The organism is Aquimarina algiphila (genome assembly GCF_947494415.1).
Lineage (GTDB): Bacteria > Bacteroidota > Bacteroidia > Flavobacteriales > Flavobacteriaceae > Aquimarina > Aquimarina algiphila.
In genome coordinates this window covers 48,222-66,804 of record NZ_CANLVC010000005.1, presented here as the reverse complement: position 1 = coordinate 66,804, position 18,583 = coordinate 48,222, and the positions used below count along the sequence as shown (strand labels likewise).

At 34.5% G+C, this 18,583-nt stretch carries 7 protein-coding genes; all 7 read right to left on the bottom strand.

The window, feature by feature from the left end:
* Positions 1-2,075, bottom strand: a 2,075-nt coding sequence (locus PQF96_RS09245) for a beta strand repeat-containing protein (protein WP_271765858.1), incomplete at its 3' end; no start/stop codon positions are given.
* Between the two features lie 192 nt (positions 2,076-2,267).
* Positions 2,268-2,900 carry a hypothetical protein gene (locus PQF96_RS09240; RefSeq protein WP_271765857.1) on the bottom strand — a complete coding sequence of 211 codons (633 nt, stop codon included), beginning with the start codon at positions 2,898-2,900 and terminating at the stop codon, positions 2,268-2,270.
* Positions 2,901-3,059: 159 nt separating this feature from the next.
* Positions 3,060-9,455, bottom strand: coding sequence for an immunoglobulin-like domain-containing protein (locus PQF96_RS09235; RefSeq protein WP_271765856.1), 6,396 nt, complete (start codon positions 9,453-9,455; stop codon positions 3,060-3,062).
* 167 nt (positions 9,456-9,622) lie between these two features.
* Positions 9,623-11,302, bottom strand: a complete 1,680-nt coding sequence (locus PQF96_RS09230) for a tetratricopeptide repeat protein (RefSeq protein ID WP_271765855.1) — start codon at positions 11,300-11,302, stop codon at positions 9,623-9,625.
* A gap of 161 nt (positions 11,303-11,463) precedes the next feature.
* Positions 11,464-12,153, bottom strand: a complete 690-nt coding sequence (locus PQF96_RS09225) for a fibronectin type III domain-containing protein (protein WP_271765854.1) — start codon at positions 12,151-12,153, stop codon at positions 11,464-11,466.
* Positions 12,150-15,959 carry a T9SS type A sorting domain-containing protein gene (locus PQF96_RS09220; RefSeq protein ID WP_271765853.1) on the bottom strand — a complete coding sequence of 1,270 codons (3,810 nt, stop codon included), beginning with the start codon at positions 15,957-15,959 and terminating at the stop codon, positions 12,150-12,152. The genes PQF96_RS09225 and PQF96_RS09220 overlap by 4 nt, the downstream gene beginning before the upstream one ends.
* A 301-nt stretch (positions 15,960-16,260) precedes the next feature.
* Positions 16,261-18,546, bottom strand: coding sequence for a T9SS type A sorting domain-containing protein (locus tag PQF96_RS09215; RefSeq protein ID WP_271765852.1), 2,286 nt, complete (start codon positions 18,544-18,546; stop codon positions 16,261-16,263).
* Positions 18,547-18,583 lie beyond the last annotated feature (37 nt).

Here is an 18,583-nt window from a genome sequence, read left to right as displayed (position 1 = left end):
TCCAGATATTTTGATAAATCTACATTGGTGGCATCATTGGTAAGACTCAAAGCATCACCTGATAAGGTTAAATCCTGTGCATCGGTATTATCTAAATAGCCTGAAAGGTCTACCGTAGATGCATTCCCAGAAATGCTTAAGGTATTTGTGGCTAATGATATGCCTTGTGCATCAGTATTGTCCAGGTATTTTGATAAATCTACATCGGTGGCATCATTAGTAAGACTCAATGTATTTGATGATAAACTTAAATCTTGCGCATCCGTATTATCTAAATAACCAGAAAGATCGACTGTAGACGTATTCCCAGAAATACTCAGTGTATTTGTCGCTAAGGATATCCCCTGCGCATCAGTATTGTCCAGGTATTTTGATAAATCTACATCGGTGGCATCATTAGTAAGACTCAAAGCATCACCCGATAAGGTTAAATCCTGCGCATCGGTATTGTCTAAATAACCCGAAAGATCAACCGTAGACGCATTACCCGAAATGCTCAAGGTATTTGTCGCTAATGAGATGCCTTGTGCATCGGTATTGTCCAAATATTTTGATAAATCTACATCGGTAGCATCATTAGTAAGACTCAAAGCATCACCCGAAAGGGTTAAATCCTGTGCATCGGTATTTGTAGAAACCGTACTCACCCATGCGATTCCATTCCAAACAAAAAGTGTACTTACATCAGTATCGTATACCATTAACCCGGTATCTGTAGTAGTTAATGGATTACCACTAGCTGCTGCAGTTTCCATAGTAGTACGTTGAGCGGTCGTAAGTCTATTGATTAAAAACCCTTTATCGGTGTCTGCTAATTCTAAAGACGCATTTTGATTGGCTGCCACTGTACCAATACCCACACTAACTCTATTGGTTGTTGTGTTTCCCCCCAGAGCCATCGTATTTCTGGTCGTTACATTTACATTATGCCCTAATGCTATAGAATATGGTTGATTCACTTTACTGAGTGCGCCGATCACAATAGCACCTGTATTATTTCCTCTTGATTCAGCATCATGTCCTATGACTACTTTTTCATTTCCGTCCAATACAATAGAAGACCCCATAAATACATTACGTTGATTTCTATTAGTACCACCATCATCTATAAAATCTGCATTCCATCCTATTCCTACATTATCTGAACCAAATCGATTTGTTCCCCCTGCGGTAGCTCCCAGATATGTATTCCTATTAGAGTCGTTAGTCCCTCTTGTTCTATTATTATCGAAACCTGCTCCATACCCTACAAAGGTGTTTCCATGAGAATTGGTACTATTGGCACCAGCAGCAAATCCTAAAAAAGTGTTTGCTCCTCCTATAGTATTATCAAGACCTGATCCTGCACCCAAAAAGGTATTTCCAACCCCTGTAGTATTATTTGCTCCACTTGCAGCATTAAGATAAACGAAATTATATGAAGCATCGATACTCTCTAATGCAACATATACACTACTTGGAGATTGCCCTCCAATAAAAGTGTTTCCAGATGCTGTAGTGTTATCCTGACCCGCTTGTCTTCCTATAAATACATTACTGGATCCCGTAGTGGTATTTCTACCTGCATCTTCTCCTATAAATACATTCCGATCACCTTCTGTAAGTTTCCACCCCGCCTCTTCACCTATAATCGTATTGTCAAAACCTCCTGTTAAATCTTTACCTGCCTCTGTACCAATAATTACATTATCTGAACCTGTACTATATCGTGCTACCGAGTTACCTATATACACATTATCAAAACTATTTGTTGTTTGGTCTGCAGCAAAAACTCCTATAATCGTATTATCGGTATCACCATCGAGGTTTGCCCCTGCTAACCCTCCAACAAGTATATTTCTAGAACCAGAAGTTAAATTTCCTCCTGCTCCCGGGCCAAAAATAAAATTCCAATCTCCATTAGTTATTTGAGAACCCGGATCGAATGTAGCATTTCCATCATAAGGCTCTGGGGTATTTGTACCATTGCTTTGTGTAGGATCTACACTTGCTCCACTGATTTGATTATCGGTTTGCGCTTGTAATTGTATTACGCCTAAGAAATAAATTGTTGCAATAAGTAGAAGTCTTTTCATATAAGGGGTTTTAAATTGTGCAACAAAATTATAGTAACAGCCTATAAAAATAGTATAAGAGAGGGTTGCAAAAGGGTTGCAAGATTGATTTTACACGGTTACAGAGCATCTATACCGTTTATCGCAAAAAGAAAAAACCATTCAAATGCTCGAATGGTTTAATATTCTAAAATATAGCTAAGTAAGATTTTTTTATTTTTTCTTTAAGAGTATTTTAGCATCATTATGGTTACTAAATAACAAATAATATCTTGAATGATGTATAATCTTAAGGGAATCATTATTATCCAATAAAAACATATTTTCTTTTAAATCAATATCCCATGTTTTTTGATCAAAATGCTTTGTTTCTCCTTGCAGACTAATCAGCGCTTTGTTATCATGTGTTAAATGAATCTGCGTATTTTCTTTAAAAGCTGTATTAAACTTTGTTCCTTTCTTCATTGCCTTTACAATCCAAATACCGTAGATGTCTTTTTTTTCTGTTTTCTCTAATCTTCTAAATACTAACTTCTCTTCTCTGTAGTTTTTTACAATTAATGCATTTTTATGTAACCCCAACACTGTCATCTTATTTCTATATTTTTCGTGTTCTTTGTTTTTAATGTAAATAGTATCATTCTCATACTTCCAAAAAACAGGATTTCTAAATTTGATGATTATTTTATTATTCTGTAAAAATTCTAATAATGGCGGAAAAATGTGTTCCTGCTCCGCATCTATATCATCAATTTTTGTCAGTTGCCATCTTCCTAACAATTCAGATTCTTGAGCATGAATTGTTACTGAAAGGAGATAGATTAAAAACAGTATTGTTTTTTTCATTATAAATAATGTAAGTTTATTTTAGAAATCAGATTCGTTTTTACATGAAAACTAATGCTCAAAACTAACTAGTTTGTTATTTTATCTGCCCCCCTTAAACCGTGAAATTATTTATTGTAAACTCATATCTATATTTGATAGTGTATAAGGTTTATCTCTTTATTGTTTTATGATTTTAAATGCTTTCCCTTCGTTAATCGTGATCAAATAGATCCCTTGCGGTAATTCCTCCATAGGGACTACTACTTGTCCTGATGTAATCTTATATTCTTTATAAGAAACCTGGACTCCAAGGACATTGTATAAGGATACTCGTATACGATTTACTTCAATATTTGGGATAAAAAGTGTAACATCTCCCTGAGTTGGGTTTGGTGCGATGCTTAGCCTATTGATCAAATTCACTTTAGTTGATAATTCCCCTTCGCAATCTACACTTGAAGAAACCTCTACCTCATCACCATGTTGTACATCGACAATGAAGTTCTTTACTGTATATTCTCCTATTATCTCATTATTGATTTTTACAGTATAGGGTGCAGTACCTGTGGTTACCTCAACATTTACTTTTGCCGTTCTCTCTTCGGTAATTAACTCTGTTTTTCCTGCTAAGTTCTCGGCATCTGCGATCACTACTTCAAAACACTGTTCACAATTCGTAAAACCATTTACTCCAATACAAATCGGATACATACCAGGGGCTAGGTCTTCCACTTCTAAAGATGACGTAAAACTGTAATCTGTACCGTTAATCGTAGTGGTATACTCTAATGCAGTAGCAGCAAGGATATTAATCATCCCATTATTTTTATCGGTACAGGTTTCGCCAGATGTAATAATGGTAAAATTATCGGTTGGCAAGCTTACTAACGGACAGTTATCTACTACATTGACTGTTCGGGTCACCTCAACAGCAACGTTGCCCGAAGCATCGGTAGCGTTGTAGCGAATTGTATAGCTTCCTACAGCATCTACAAAATCGGTGGCATCAATGATCACTGTACTTCCATCATCGGTAGTGGCTCCTAATTCTGTATAACCTGATCCTAAGGCTATCTCTTGTGGGTTATCTCCTGTTAAGGTGATTAAAGGTGCAGTGGTATCTACTACATCGACGGTTCTGGTTACTTGTACTGCTATATTACCCGATGCATCGGTAGCATTATAGGTAACCGTGTATTGACCTAACAGGTTTGTATTTACAGATGACGCATCGATCAATACGGTACTTCCATCATCCGCAGTAGCTCCTAACTCAGTATATGCCGTACCCAATTCCACAGTTTGTGGATTAGTACCGGTTAAGGTGATAACAGGAACTACACAATCATCATTAAAACTGGCAATATCATCTTTTTCCCAACTACTTAAATACGCTGCATTAGGATCATCTACCTGAATACATGTAAGGTTATCGTTATATAATACAAAGAAATCAGTAATTAAACTATTGTTTCCATTTCTGACATCTAAAGATTCTAGTAGATTTTGATGAACAGCAAGTTCTTCTAATTGCACACATGAGCTAACATCTAAAGAAGTTAAACCATTTTTTCCTGCTTTTAATTTTTTGAGATTAGGGTTATTATCAACCAATAAACTGGTTAAAGAATTAGATCTCAGCTGCACTTCTTCAAGGGCAGTATACCCAGATAAATCTAGTGAAATCAAATCGTTTTCTGCAGCATCCAAAATTCTTAGGTTGGTATTACCGCTTAGGTCTAACGAATTTAAATCGTTGTAATCTACATTTAATGATTCTAGAGCAGCAAAGCCTTCAATTCCTGTTAAATCTGAAATATCAAGACTACTTATATCTAAATCAACTACGTTATTTATTTTTTCAGTATACACCTGATTGTCATTTGCAATCCCATTCCCCATACTAGATGCATCACCAAGAGCTACTACATTACCGTCGGCATCATGCGTTTCTAGGTAATTTTCAAAATTAGCATCTGCGATATAGGTTAAATCACAATAAATCGCAAAACTCGCCGTAGCATCCATTTGCCAAATATCTGGATATAACTGAACTACTTTATCAGCTTTAATACATGTTAAATCAGGATTTCCTAAAGCATCAAACCAAGTGAAATTATCATTATTTCCATTCGCAACATTTAGCGAAGTTAATTGGTTATTAGCAACACGTAATTGTACAATGCTTGGGTATGCAGAAATGTCTAACTCTGTAAAATTATTATCATTTAAGATTAACTGTCTTAACAATGGATTGTTAGAAATATTTATAGAATTAATACCTGTATTAGATACGCTTAAATTAGTTAGAGCAGTAAGTTCAGAAATATCTACATCTCCTAAATTAGCATTATCGTCGAGGTATACTTGTTCTAGAAGTACATTATTTGTTAAATCTAAACTTGCTAAGTTGTTATTGGCTAAAGTAATTACACTCAGTTTAGTATTATTACTTAAGTCTATACTCGTCAAATTAGTATTGTTACGACATCCTAAAAACCACATGTCTCTAAAATCTTCAATACCTGTCATATCTGCAACCAATCCATTATGCAGATTAAATCCTTCTGAAACCTCAACTAATGCGGTATATACATAATCATCAATGACTCCATTACCAAACCCTTGATTTTCTAAGAAAGTTTCAAAAGCATCATCAGGCACATAGGTTAATCTACAGAATTCTGCATAGCTTGCTGTAGCATCTTTTAACCACCCCCCTATTACTGGAGCAGTTGGATCATCTACCTCGATACAAGTCAAGTCTGGATTACCAGTAACATCTACATTATCTAAATCTGCATTATTTCCACTTCTTAAATTCAAGCCTGTAAGTTGTGCATTTTTACAGGATAAGTTATCGAGGGTGCTCTGTTTTACTAAATCTAAATAGGTAACCGGTGTATCATCGCATTCCAGTCTACTTAAATTGGCATTGTTACTTAGGTCGATATTTGCAATATTCGTATCGCTAAAAGACAAGTAAAATAAATCGGTAAGATGAGTTACATCCAGCGAACTTAATCCATTACTACTACATTCCAGATTTTCTAGCAATGGATTGTTTTGAATATTTAGTGCAGTAATCCTGGTATTTTCACAATATAAAGATGTCAAATTAGCTTGATTAGTTACATCTATAGTTCCTAAGTTATTGTTCGTAACCGTTAGACTCGTTAAATCATTAGCACTTATATCCAAGTTTGTGAGGCTATTATCTGCTACATCCAAAAATCGTAAAGCAGTATTGGTTGAGATGTCCAAACTGGTAAGACTATTATTTGCTGCAGCTAAGCTTTCTAATACCGTTAATCCTGCAATATTAATACTGGTCAATCCTGTATTCTCCGCAGTTACACTTTCTAACAATATATTATTGGTTAGGTCTAAACTTGTATCGGTTAATGAGTTTTCGTCAATCCAAAATCGAATTAAACTCACAAAATCTTCTATTCCTGTAAAGTCTTGGATACCTTCATTTCTGGGTGTTAATAATTGAATAGTTTCTATTTTTGCTGTAGGTACTAGATTGTCGTCAATAATTCCGTTACCTAAGCTGTTTGCACTTCCTACAGCTACACTTCCTCCAAACTCGTTATGCGTTTCTAAATAAGCTTCAAAATTATCATCCAGGATGGTTGTGAATCGACAATATTCAGCAAAATTTACAGTAGCATCCTTTTCCCAACTTGATAAATACCCAGCCGTTGGATCATCTACCTCTATACAGGTCAAATTAGGACAACCCGTTACCCTAAATTCTGTAAAATTACTATTGTTCCCATTTTTAGCATTTAGCTCCACTAATTCATCTATATCTCTTGCACTAAATTCTGTTAAATTTGTATTCTTACTAATATCAATCGAAGTAATATTGGTTTCATCAAAACTTAAATCTTGAAGATTTGATAAGTGACTTACATCATAAGAAGTTAATGGATTTCTAGATAAATTTAAAGTTTCAAGTAATGTATTATTTTGAGTATTTAGCGATGCAAATTGATTTAAAGAAGCTAAGATTCTTGTTAAGTTCACATTAGCACTAAGATCGATACTACTTAATGTTGTTTCATGAATTTGTAAATCTTCTAGTAATACATTATTACTTACATCTAATCCGGATAGGTCATTCGAGGAAAGAATTAATGTTTTTAAAGCTGTATTTGTAGAAATATCAACTGTAGTAATATCATTACGAGGAATATCCAAATGCTCTAAGGCAGTTAATCCTGTTACATTAATACTTGTTAAGCCCATATCTCCTCCATCTATTCTTGATAAATTGGTATTGTTGGTAAGATCTAAATTAGTATCAGTTAATGTATTATTAAACATAAATAATGTTTGTAAAGCTGAAAAATCCTCTAGACCTGTGATATCCGTAACTCCCTGAAAAGCAATAAATAGACTCATTACATTTTCAATATTAGCAGTCTTCACATAATTATCATTTGCAATTCCGTTACCCATACTGGTTGGATCTCCTACAGAAACAAAATTATTATCAGCGTCATGCGTTTCTAAATAGTTCTCGAAATTATCATCTGGCACATAAGTCCAGTTACAATCATCACTATAACCAGCTGTAGCATCTTTTTCCCAGCTGCTACTACTTAAATAACTAGCAGTTGGATCATCAACTTGAATACATACTAAATTTGGATTTCCAGTAGCATAGACTTCCATTCCACTATTATTATTGCCATTCTTAAAGTTTAATGAGGTGAGCTGACCATTTTGGCACTCTACATATTCAATATCTGGACTTCTGCTAAAATCCAAAGTACTAATTGCAGTATTGTTTGTATAAAGTTCTACCAGGCTAATTTGATTCGTAATATCTAAAACAGATAATGATGTGTTGCTTACATCGATATCTTCAAGATTAGTATTATTAGTTATATCTAATACTGTAAGTGTTGGTGTATCTTCTATAGAAAAACTATCAAGATTTGTAAGTAAGCTTATATCAATGGTTTTAAATTGATTTCCTCCACATCGTAATGTTTCTATTAGCGTATTATTTGATACATCTAGAGTGGATAGTGAATTATCATCTACATATAAACTTCTTAAATTGATATTATTAGAAATATTTAAGGTATTTATTGAATTTTCTCTTATTCTAAAATCAATTAATGCAGCATTTGCGCTTAAATCTATGTTGCTAAAATTATTATCATCTAAATTTAATGTATGTAATGCTACATTAGAACTTACATCTATCATTGATAAATTGTTATCTCTAGCTCTTACTATTTCTAATGAAGTTAATCCTGAAATATTTAAACTGGTAAGTCCCATGGACTGGCAGCTAATTTCAATTAATTTTGTATTTGCAGTAAGGTCTAAGTTGGAAATTGTATTACTGTTTGTGTACAATCTTTCTACATTTGCGAAACCTTCCAACCCCGTAAAGTCAGTAATTCCTTGATTACTAAGATCCAAAACAGTGTCGTTTTGTATTCTTTCTGTTCCTACGTAATTATCATCAGCAATACCATTACCTAAACTAGTTGGATCACCAACAGGCACTACTGTACCAAATTCATTATGTGTTTCTAAATAATTTTCGAAATTATCATCAGGTACATAGGTTTCTGAACAAAACAGTTTATATTCAGTTTGAACATCTTTTCTGGTAAATGTTGTATTAGCATATGTTACATCATCTACTGATACACATGTTAATCTTGGATTATTGCGAATGTCAAAATCGCTAGGGTTTAAATTCGCATTATTCCCGTTTCTGATATTGAGATAAGTTAATGCATTGTATGCGCAAGATAAATCTTCTAGAACTGTGTTTTTTGAAACATCTAAACTCGTAATTTGGTTATCTTCTATAAACAGTTCGACCAGTTTTACATTTTTACTTAGATCCAAGCTTGTAAGTGAGTTCTCATAGGCTTGTAGTTCTAACAGTTCTGGATTTTGAGTTACATCTAAAACGGTAAGACCTGTATCCACACAATCCAGGTCTTCTAATAGTAGGTTTTTTGTTACATCTAGACTCCCTAAGGGGTTGCTATAACAAGATAATTTTTTTAACGCAGTATTATTGGAAACGTCTAAACTGTTAATTAGGTTGTTACTACAGCCCAAAGTTTCTAAAAGTGTATTTTGTGATACATCCAAACTTGTAATTTGGTTTCGACTACAACTTACAGAAGTTAGTGCAGTATTTGTAGAAAGGTCTAAACTAGTAAGATTGTTTTTGCCTATATCTATGGTAAGTAATGCTACATTCTGTGAAAGATCAATACTAGATAATGAATTATTAAAACAGTTGAACGTTTGTAATGCTACAAAATCTTCAATACCCGTGGCATCACTAATAGTTAACCCCGAAATATCCAATTCTACAACACTCGAAATATTCGAAGTATGTACTTTATTGTCATTTTCTATTCCGTTACCCATACTAGTAGGATCACCAACAGAAACCACACCTCCACTTGCATCATGCGTTTCTAAATAATTTTCAAAATTATTATCTGGAACAGAAGTTTCCTGTGCAACTATGACATAACCAAATAACAAGAAAAAAGTTAGGAGTAGTTTTCTTTTCATATAAGGGGGCTTTTACGTTTATAGCAATTAAAACCTACATTCATTTTGCAGCTCTTAAATTTTGGGCAATGATACTATAATTATTTAATTTTAAGATAATTTTAACAGTGGCAAAAAGTGGCAAACCCTTGTTTTTAAGCAAATATACGTGGGGATACGTATAAAAATCAGCTAATATTTTGAATGAATTTTTCGAGTTCTTCCCCAGAGGAAAGCCCTAGTTTTTTACGTATTCGATAACGTGTAGATTTCACTGAATCTAATGAAGCATTACGAGCGATCATAATCTCCTTGATAGATAAATTGAGGCGAAGCAATGCACACATTTCACGTTCAGTTTTAGTAAGTGATGGATATAAGTCTCGAAGCTTAGTATCAAAACCTTTATTGACTTCTTCAATTTTAGATTGTAGTCCCGATAATTTTCCTTCGGTCTTAATCTGCACCTGTAGCTCTGAAGTCAGAGAATTAATTGCTTCTTTCACTGTATTTGAAGCTTCTGGTGCTATTTCATTTTTTAATCGGTCTAATAACTCTTGTTTAAACTCTAAACGCATACTGTTATCAGCAATCAGTCGTTTAGTTTCTTCTTCATTGGCTTTTACTTTTGTCTCTAATAATTCTTTTTGCACTTTTTCTTTTTCAAGCTTTTCGGTCAAAATTCTGGCTTTGTTTTGGTAATTTCTTCTTACTAAAAACCCTATTATTAAAGCGGCTATTACAGCTATTAAAAGCAACGCCAGATATAACCACTTTTTTGAAGCTTCAGTTTCTGCCAATAAAGCTACTTCTCGTTTTTCTTGTGCAAATACTAAACTATCTGCTAATTTTTCCTGATTAAATTTATGGCTTAATTCTAATGCTTGAATTTTCTTTATATTTTCAATATTGAAAATCGAATCTGAATGTCGATTAAATGTTCTATAATCAAAATATGCGTCTTTATAATTCCCTTGAAGATGATTCAAAAAACTTTTCCGAAGATATGCTTTGGCAATACGTTCTCTAAAACCTTCTGCTTGTGCAATCATCAAGGAGGAATCTGCATATTTAATCCCCTTATTAAACTCTTTTTTTCTTTTGTAAATAGTAGATACATTATAATAAGCAGTACATAAAGAAAACTTTTTCTTAAGTCGTTTTGCATATCTAATATTTTCCGAAGCTAATCGAAGTGCTTCGTCATAGTTCCCTTTATCTCTATACACCGCTACCATATTATTATTTACCCGTTGCACATCATCTACACTGTTAATAGCGTTAAATAACCCTTTTGCTTTATCATAGCAAATTAATGCCGAATCTATTCTTTTGGTTTGACGGTATGAAACTCCCATCATATTGTATCCTGCAGCAATACCATGTGTATCTTTTAACTGTGTTTTTATAGTAATAGCCTTTTTATACAGATCAATGGACTTATCATGGGCTTTCTGGTATCGGTATACCATCCCCATATTATGATATACATCAGAGATGTGCAAAGAATCATTTTGACTTTTATAAATCTTCTGGGCTTTGAGATAATACTCCAGGGCTTTAGGATAATTAGCTTCTCGTCTATGTACAACTCCTTTTACAACATAGGCTTTTGCTAATTGTTGTTGACTAATGCTATCATTTTTTAAACCTATTAGCTCCAATGCTTTATCAATAATCTGTTCTGTAATGCTAAAATCCCTATCATATTGAATTTCTCCTAACATCAACATTGCGTTTATGCTATCAGATCTTGTAGATGCAAGTTTTAGTTCTTTTTCTAACCTGACCAACGTGGTATCAGCTTCTTGTGGATAAAAGTAGCATGATATTAAAAAGAGTAGAAAGGGTAAATAGCGTTTCATCATCAACAAACTTACTAATAAATATAATTACCTATTATTTCAGTTTATCATTTTAGGTTCTCTTTATACCTCTTGTAAAAAGACAAAACCACTCGAGTATTTGAGTGGTTCTTAGCATCGATAAAAGTTACGGATCCCTTACTTCACGTTATGTTGTTAATTTATCAAGGTACTTCCGTTCTCAAATTCCATATCTGACCTATGGTAGTCCCTTGTTTGTCATCCTTAACCACAACTCTCCAATAGTATGTAGTATTGGCTGATACAGTCACATCAAATGTTGAAACATTTATGTTTTCTGAAACTAAAACAGGAGGGTTTGTATCTCCAAAATAAAGATCAAAGGTTAAAGGGTCATTATCCTCATCGGTAGCATCCCAATCCAAAGTGATATTAGTCCCTGATACTCTTTCTCCCAATGAAGGACTTATGATCAAAGGAGCATTCGGAATCGTATTTACCCCTGCATCTGGCTCTGTGAAAAACGTCTGCACATCTGAATATTTACTCTCATTACCCATACTATCGATTGCTTTTACTCTCCAAAAATAAGTAGTTCCTTTTTCTAAAGTAAAGGTATTGACTGTCTCTGTAGTAGTAGCTGTAAATAGTATCGTAGTAAACCCACTATCTGTGGCAATGTCAATCGTATAACTCAATGCATCTCCATCACTATCAACAGCAGCTCCCCAATCAAACTCCAGGTTAAAATTGGTGCATACCAAGTTATTGGCAGGAAATACCAAACTCGGTATCGAAGGAACATTATTTACCAATTGAACCACAGTATTATCATCTCCACTACAGGAAAACAGAAATAATGAACTTAATATTACTATATAAAAATGTCTCATTGTTTTACAATTTTAAGGGGTTGTGAAGTTGCTCCATGTATACGAACAAAGTAGATTCCTACTGGCATATCTTCCATAGATATTTTTACTTTATTTGCTGTAGTCTTATACACTCCGGAAGATACTATCATACCTAATGCATTATGAATCTCGATAATACTATTATCTGCTATACGATATGGAAGCGTGAGTTCTACATCAGATGATGTGGGATTAGGGTATGCAGTAATCGTATTAAACCCTTCTATGTTGGTTGATAGTTTTCCTTCACAAGCAAGGCTAGAATGTATTTCTATCAACCCTGATTGATCAACATCTAATGAAAAGGTATTCACATTATATGCTCCAACCACCTCATCATTGATCGTTACCGTATAGGGAGCTGTACCCGAGGTAATATCTACAACTACTTTTTTCCCTACAGCATCAGTCTGTATGCTTGTCTTACCTTCCAGTGTCTCTGCTTCTTCAATTAGCAGTTCAAAACATTGTTCGCAATCTGTAATCCCATCCACAGCAATACAAAAACTGTATATGTCTGGTGCCAAATCAGGAATCACCATGCTGGAAGTAAATGTGTATACCTCATCATTAATGGTAGCGATATAGTTTAATGGTTCAGTAGCACTGATCGAGATGATACCATTATTTTTATCCATGCATGTTTCACTTACTGCTTCAATGGTAAAGTTATCTGAAGGCAAGCTATATAAAGGACAACTAAAAACATCTTCACAAGTTAAAACATCAGAAATTGTAAAGGAGCTTCCTGTAAGATTAAGAGTAGTTTGCCCATCACCATTGGTGACATAAGGATATAATCCACAAAAATTAGTAACCCCGGTCTCTACAATATTGAACCGATTTGCAACTGTTCTCAAACTAGTAAGATTTAGTGAAGTTATCGCATTACCTGATATGGTTGATTGTAAAAACGCTCCCATGTCGGTTTCTGTAGTCTCAGTAAGATTTTGTAATCCATCTACATTATCAAGGATCAAATTATCTCTAATTCGAAAATACCGTGTAGAAGTTATCGATTGTAAGGCATCAATATTGGTTAATACAGAATTTCTTTCGATAGTGATCAATCCAATTGTTCCAGAAATAAATTCTAACCCATTTAAGCTGGTTAAAGAAACATTACCATCCACTGTAAGGGACACTTCAGCAGCAGATACATTACTAAAAGCTTCAAGATTGGTTAGATTTGGGTTATTTTGAATAGTAACCTGCCCTCCAATAGATGTTACTGTAGCAAACGACGAAAGGTCAATAAGACTAGTTCTATCAAGGAAAAAATTGCCCAAGGTCTCTATCGAATCAAAATTAAACACTGTACTATTTACATTAGATATTGAGAAACTTAATCCTACTTCGGTTAATAAAGGAAATGACGTTGTATTAGCTTCTACATTTCTCATCGTAAAAACATTTTCGATATACGTAAGATTGGGAAAGCTAATACCAGAACCTGGCACTATAAGATCTTGAAATGTTATCGATCCCGGTCTGTCAATAGGTGAATTCAATCCTGTTAAGGTTGTTACATTATGAAATACCAATGCGTGATTGAGAGTTAAACCTCGTATGTTTACAACTTCGGTTATGGTAAAATTCAATACTGTAGAAATATCAGTCAACATCACATTATCATATACAAAAAGTCTTTTCACAGGGTTTGTGATCCCTGAAAGTGCGGTAATATCATTAAGTGCATCATTACGAAATACAGCTATTTTTTCGGTTACCGTATGTAAATTTTCTAATCCTGTAAGGTTGGTTATCATATCACTATCACCAATATTTAAAAAGCCATTAATGACTTCAATACCTGCTAAACCAGAAAGATCTGTCACATCGTTAGCTTGTCTTATAATAAGGTTTCCATTCACTGTATTGCAACTCCCCAAAGTAGTAATAAAGGCATCTAATTCTGCTTGTGAGGAAATAGTTGTACCCGCTACGGCACAATCTGTACACATTTCACTGTATGATACTGTAGCATCCTTTATCCAACCATTATAATTACCAGTTCCAGCAGTTGCGGCCGTCGCATTATCTACCTGAATACAGCTTAAATTAGGGTTATTGACTACTGTTACATCGGACAAGGTGCTTATGTTGTTTCCATTTTTGAGATTCAAAAATGTAAGTTCATTATTATCAACTATTAACTCTTCCATTAAAGGATTAGCCCTCAAATCTAGGTTTGTAAGTGAATTATCGTTACCATAGAGATAAGCAAGATTCACGTTGGCACTTAGATCAATACCAGAGAGTTGGTTAAACTCAAATCCCAACTCTTCTAAAAGTGTATTTGTACTTACATCCAAACTCGTTAATAGATTGTTATTACAATACAACTTTTCTAACAGTACATTGGTACTTACATCTAGACTTGTTAACCCGCTGTTATCTATATCTAACCATGTTAATAGTGTATTAGTACTAAGATCAATACTTGGTAATGAAACATCTGTAATGAATATTGTTTCTAATCCAACATTAGCACTAATATCCAAATCTAATAATGCGTTATTGTTAATCCTTAAACTTGTCAATGCTGTATTGGCACTAAGATCTATGGTAGCTAATAATGGATTATTATTAATATTAAAACTTGTTAACGATGTATTGGCTCTTAAATCAACGCTAGTCAATTGCGTATTATATCCTATACGGACTGTATGTAATTTTGTATTGGCACTAAGATCTAAATCTGTTATTTCTGTGTTTCTTAAAAACAAACTACCTAAGTTGGTATTTCCACTCAAATCAATGTTTGTTATAGGATTCCCTTGACTAGATAGCTGTGTTAATGATACAAAATCTTCTATTCCTGTTAGATCGACGATTCCTTTGTTAGCCAATATTCCTCCTATGGCTATAGTTTCTAAACTGGCAATATTGACTGTAGGCACAAAATTATCTAATGGTCCCGAGTCATATCTCGCATCTATTAATGCCTGTTCAAAATTATCATCAGGTACATTGGTGAGACACTGATTTGCATAAGAAGAGGTAGCTGCATCTATTTGCCATCCCGCATAATTATTCAACCCCGCATTAGCATCTGCTGCATTATCTACCTCAATACATTCTAAATCAGGGTTGTTGTGAACTTCAAACTGTTGGATAGTTGTATTGTTCCCGTTTTTTACATTCAAAAACTTCAAGTTTGTGTTAAATGCTCTTACATTTTCAAGATTTGGAAGCATCGAAAGGTCTAGAAAAACAATATTAGTTCTTTGGCATTCTAACCTATCTAGCGCTGGATTTAGACTTAAATCTAAAGAATCTACATCATTACCTCCTACAAATAATTGTCTTAAAAGTGGAAATCCCGAAGTATCTAAAGTTGTTAATTCGTTTCCAGTGATTTGTAAGATTTTCAAGACAGTAGAATTTATAGATAATGTCTCAATAAGGTTTCCATCTACAATAAGACTTTCCAATGCGGGTTGATTACTTACATCTAAAGCAGTTAATTGATTTCTTGTAGCTCTAAAAGTAATCAGGTTCACCAGGGTACTAAGGTTTATTGTTGAAATGTTATTGTCATGTACTTGCAGTGTCTCAAGTGATACAAAATCTTCGATCCCGGTTAGGTCAGAAATATTACTATTAGATATATCTAATGTAGTAAGACTTGCAATATTTGCAGTAGGGACCTGATTATCATTAGCGATATCGTCATAGGCATTTAATGCTGTTTCAAAATTAGGATCTGGAATAGCTGTATATTGAGCATATGTCGAAAAACTAAAGCATAAAAAAGCCACATAAAGTAATCTTATTTTCATATTAAAGGGGTTTTAAACACAATTGCAATAATAGGGCAAAGCCTTGTTTTTAAGACAATTTTAACGGTGTCAAAAGGTGTCATTATCCTGTTTTAGAAAGAAATACGTAGGGATACGTATGTGATTATGTGAAGTATATACTTCATCAGTCCGAGTGGTTTTTTATAATATAGTGGAGAAAAATTGTACTTCGACAAGGCTCAGCAGAACTATCGAGGACTTTGATTGAACTATCTTGTTCCTATTACATCTCGATACAATCCTCCTTGGTCGGATCACTCGATGTGACATAGCATTTAATCTATTCTATCACCATCTTTTTAGTATCGATTTTTCGACTTCCTATGTATAAGGTATAGAAATAGGTTCCTGCAGCCAGGCCATCACTATTAATATTTAGTTCTCCATCACCACTTTGTTTTATGGCTACAGTAGATATCACCTGTCCTACTGAATTACTAAACACAACCGTAGCATTATTAATCCCGGTAGGTAGATAATATTTGATCGATGAAGTACCATTAAACGGATTAGGAATATTTTGATATAAAATCGGTGTTTTACTTTTATTAAGCTGACCAACCACATCACTCTCCAAGGCTTCTATTCGAGTAATCAAATCATCAATAAGGACTTGTTGTGCTGTGTTTTCGGTTTGTAAATCAATAATTTCACTTTGCGCATCACCAAGATCTGTTGTTAATGAAGAAAGTACAGGTGATAAATCTACCGATACTGAAGCGCCATTCTCTATAGCAATCGTTAGATTAGTCCCGTTTAAATTTGCCGAAGTCAAATCCTGTGTATCTGTGTTATCTAAGTATCCTGAAAGATCAATTGTGGCTGTTCCACCAGAAATGCTTAAGGTATTTGTTCCTAAAGAAAGTTCTTGACTATCGGTATTATCCAAATATCCTGCAAGATCAACTGTAGTTGTTCCGCCAGAAATACTTAAGGTATTAGTTGCCAATGAAAGCTCCTGGCTGTCAGTATTATCCAAATATTTTGAAAGATCAACCGTTTTGGTAGCCTCTGCATCATCTAATAAGGATAATTCGAGATCATCGCCATTTAACTGAAATTCATCTATCGTTTGATCATCTGTATCTGTGTTGGTATCTATGGTCGAATTTACCCATTGTGTTCCATCCCATACAAATAAAGAAGAAAGATCAGTATCATACACTATCATTCCTGCTTCAGTAGTCGCCAAAGGGTTACCACTTGCTGCAGCAGTTTCCATAGTGGTACGTTGTGCTGTGGTTACTCTATTGACTAAAAACCCTTTATCTATATCAGCAAGCTCTAGTGATGCATTTTGATTTGCTGCTATAGTACCAATTCCCACACTCATTCGATTCGTAGCAGTGCTTCCCCCAAGCGCCATCGTATTGGCTTGGGTAACATCTACATCATATCCGATAGCTGCAGCATAAGAACCTCCTGTACTACTCAATGCACCTATAGTGATTGATCCTCGATTTCCTGAAGATCTGGCAGCATGACCAATAATCACTTGATCATCTCCAAATACCGACACAGAATTCCCTAAAAATATATTTCTATTATTTTTATTATCTGAGGGTCCATTGACACCATTTCCTGCAAAATCAGCTTTCCAACCTATCCCTATATTATCAGATCCTTCTCTATTGGTGCCTCCAGTAAGTACTCCCATATAGGTATTTCTATTGGCATCATTTCTATTATTGGTTCTATTATTATCCCAACCTGTACCATAGCCTATAAATGTATTTCCATCTGCATGCTGGCTATTAGCTCCAGCTGCATACCCTAGAAAAGTATTTGCAAAACCATCAACATTATCCAGGCCGGCACCAGAACCTATAAACGTATTGGCTTCACCTGTCGTATTTGATGCACCTACTGCTCCACCAATGGTACTAAAATCATAATCAACTCCATTACCCAGAGTTGATGGTGTGAAACTTTTAACCTCTCCACCAACAAAAGTGTTGCCACTAGCTGTAGTTGTTTTTGCTCCAGCTCTACTTCCTACAAAACAATTGTCATCACCTGTAGTTAACTCATACCCGGCATCTTCACCAATGAGTACATTATCTTCTCCATCGATAAGGTTACGTCCAGCTTCTTCTCCAACAATAGTATTATCTCTTCCACTTGTTAGATTTGATCCTGCGCGATGACCTATAATCACATTATCAGAGTTTGTAGCATTTCTTGCCACATAATTCCCGATAAATACATTGTCTTCAACATATATGGTTTGATCGGCAGCAAAATTACCAATCACTACATTATCATTAGCATCTCGAAAACTTGTACTTTCATTAAGTAGTGCTCCTGCCATTCCACCTATCAAAATATTACTGTACGATTCTGTTAAAGCGCTACCCGCGCCAGGTCCTATAGAAAGATTCCAATCTCCTGTGGTTAATGAAGCTCCTGGGGTAAATGTCTCTGTGCCGTCATAAGGAAAAGGTGTATTACTGGCATTAGATTGGTTTGGAGTTATTGCTGAACCGAGAGTCTGATTCCCGGTTTGGGCATTTGAAATAATGGTGAACAAAAGCGACACAAAAACGAAGGGTAGTTGTTTTATCATATTCTGGGGTTTATTATATAGTGATACAATAATACTG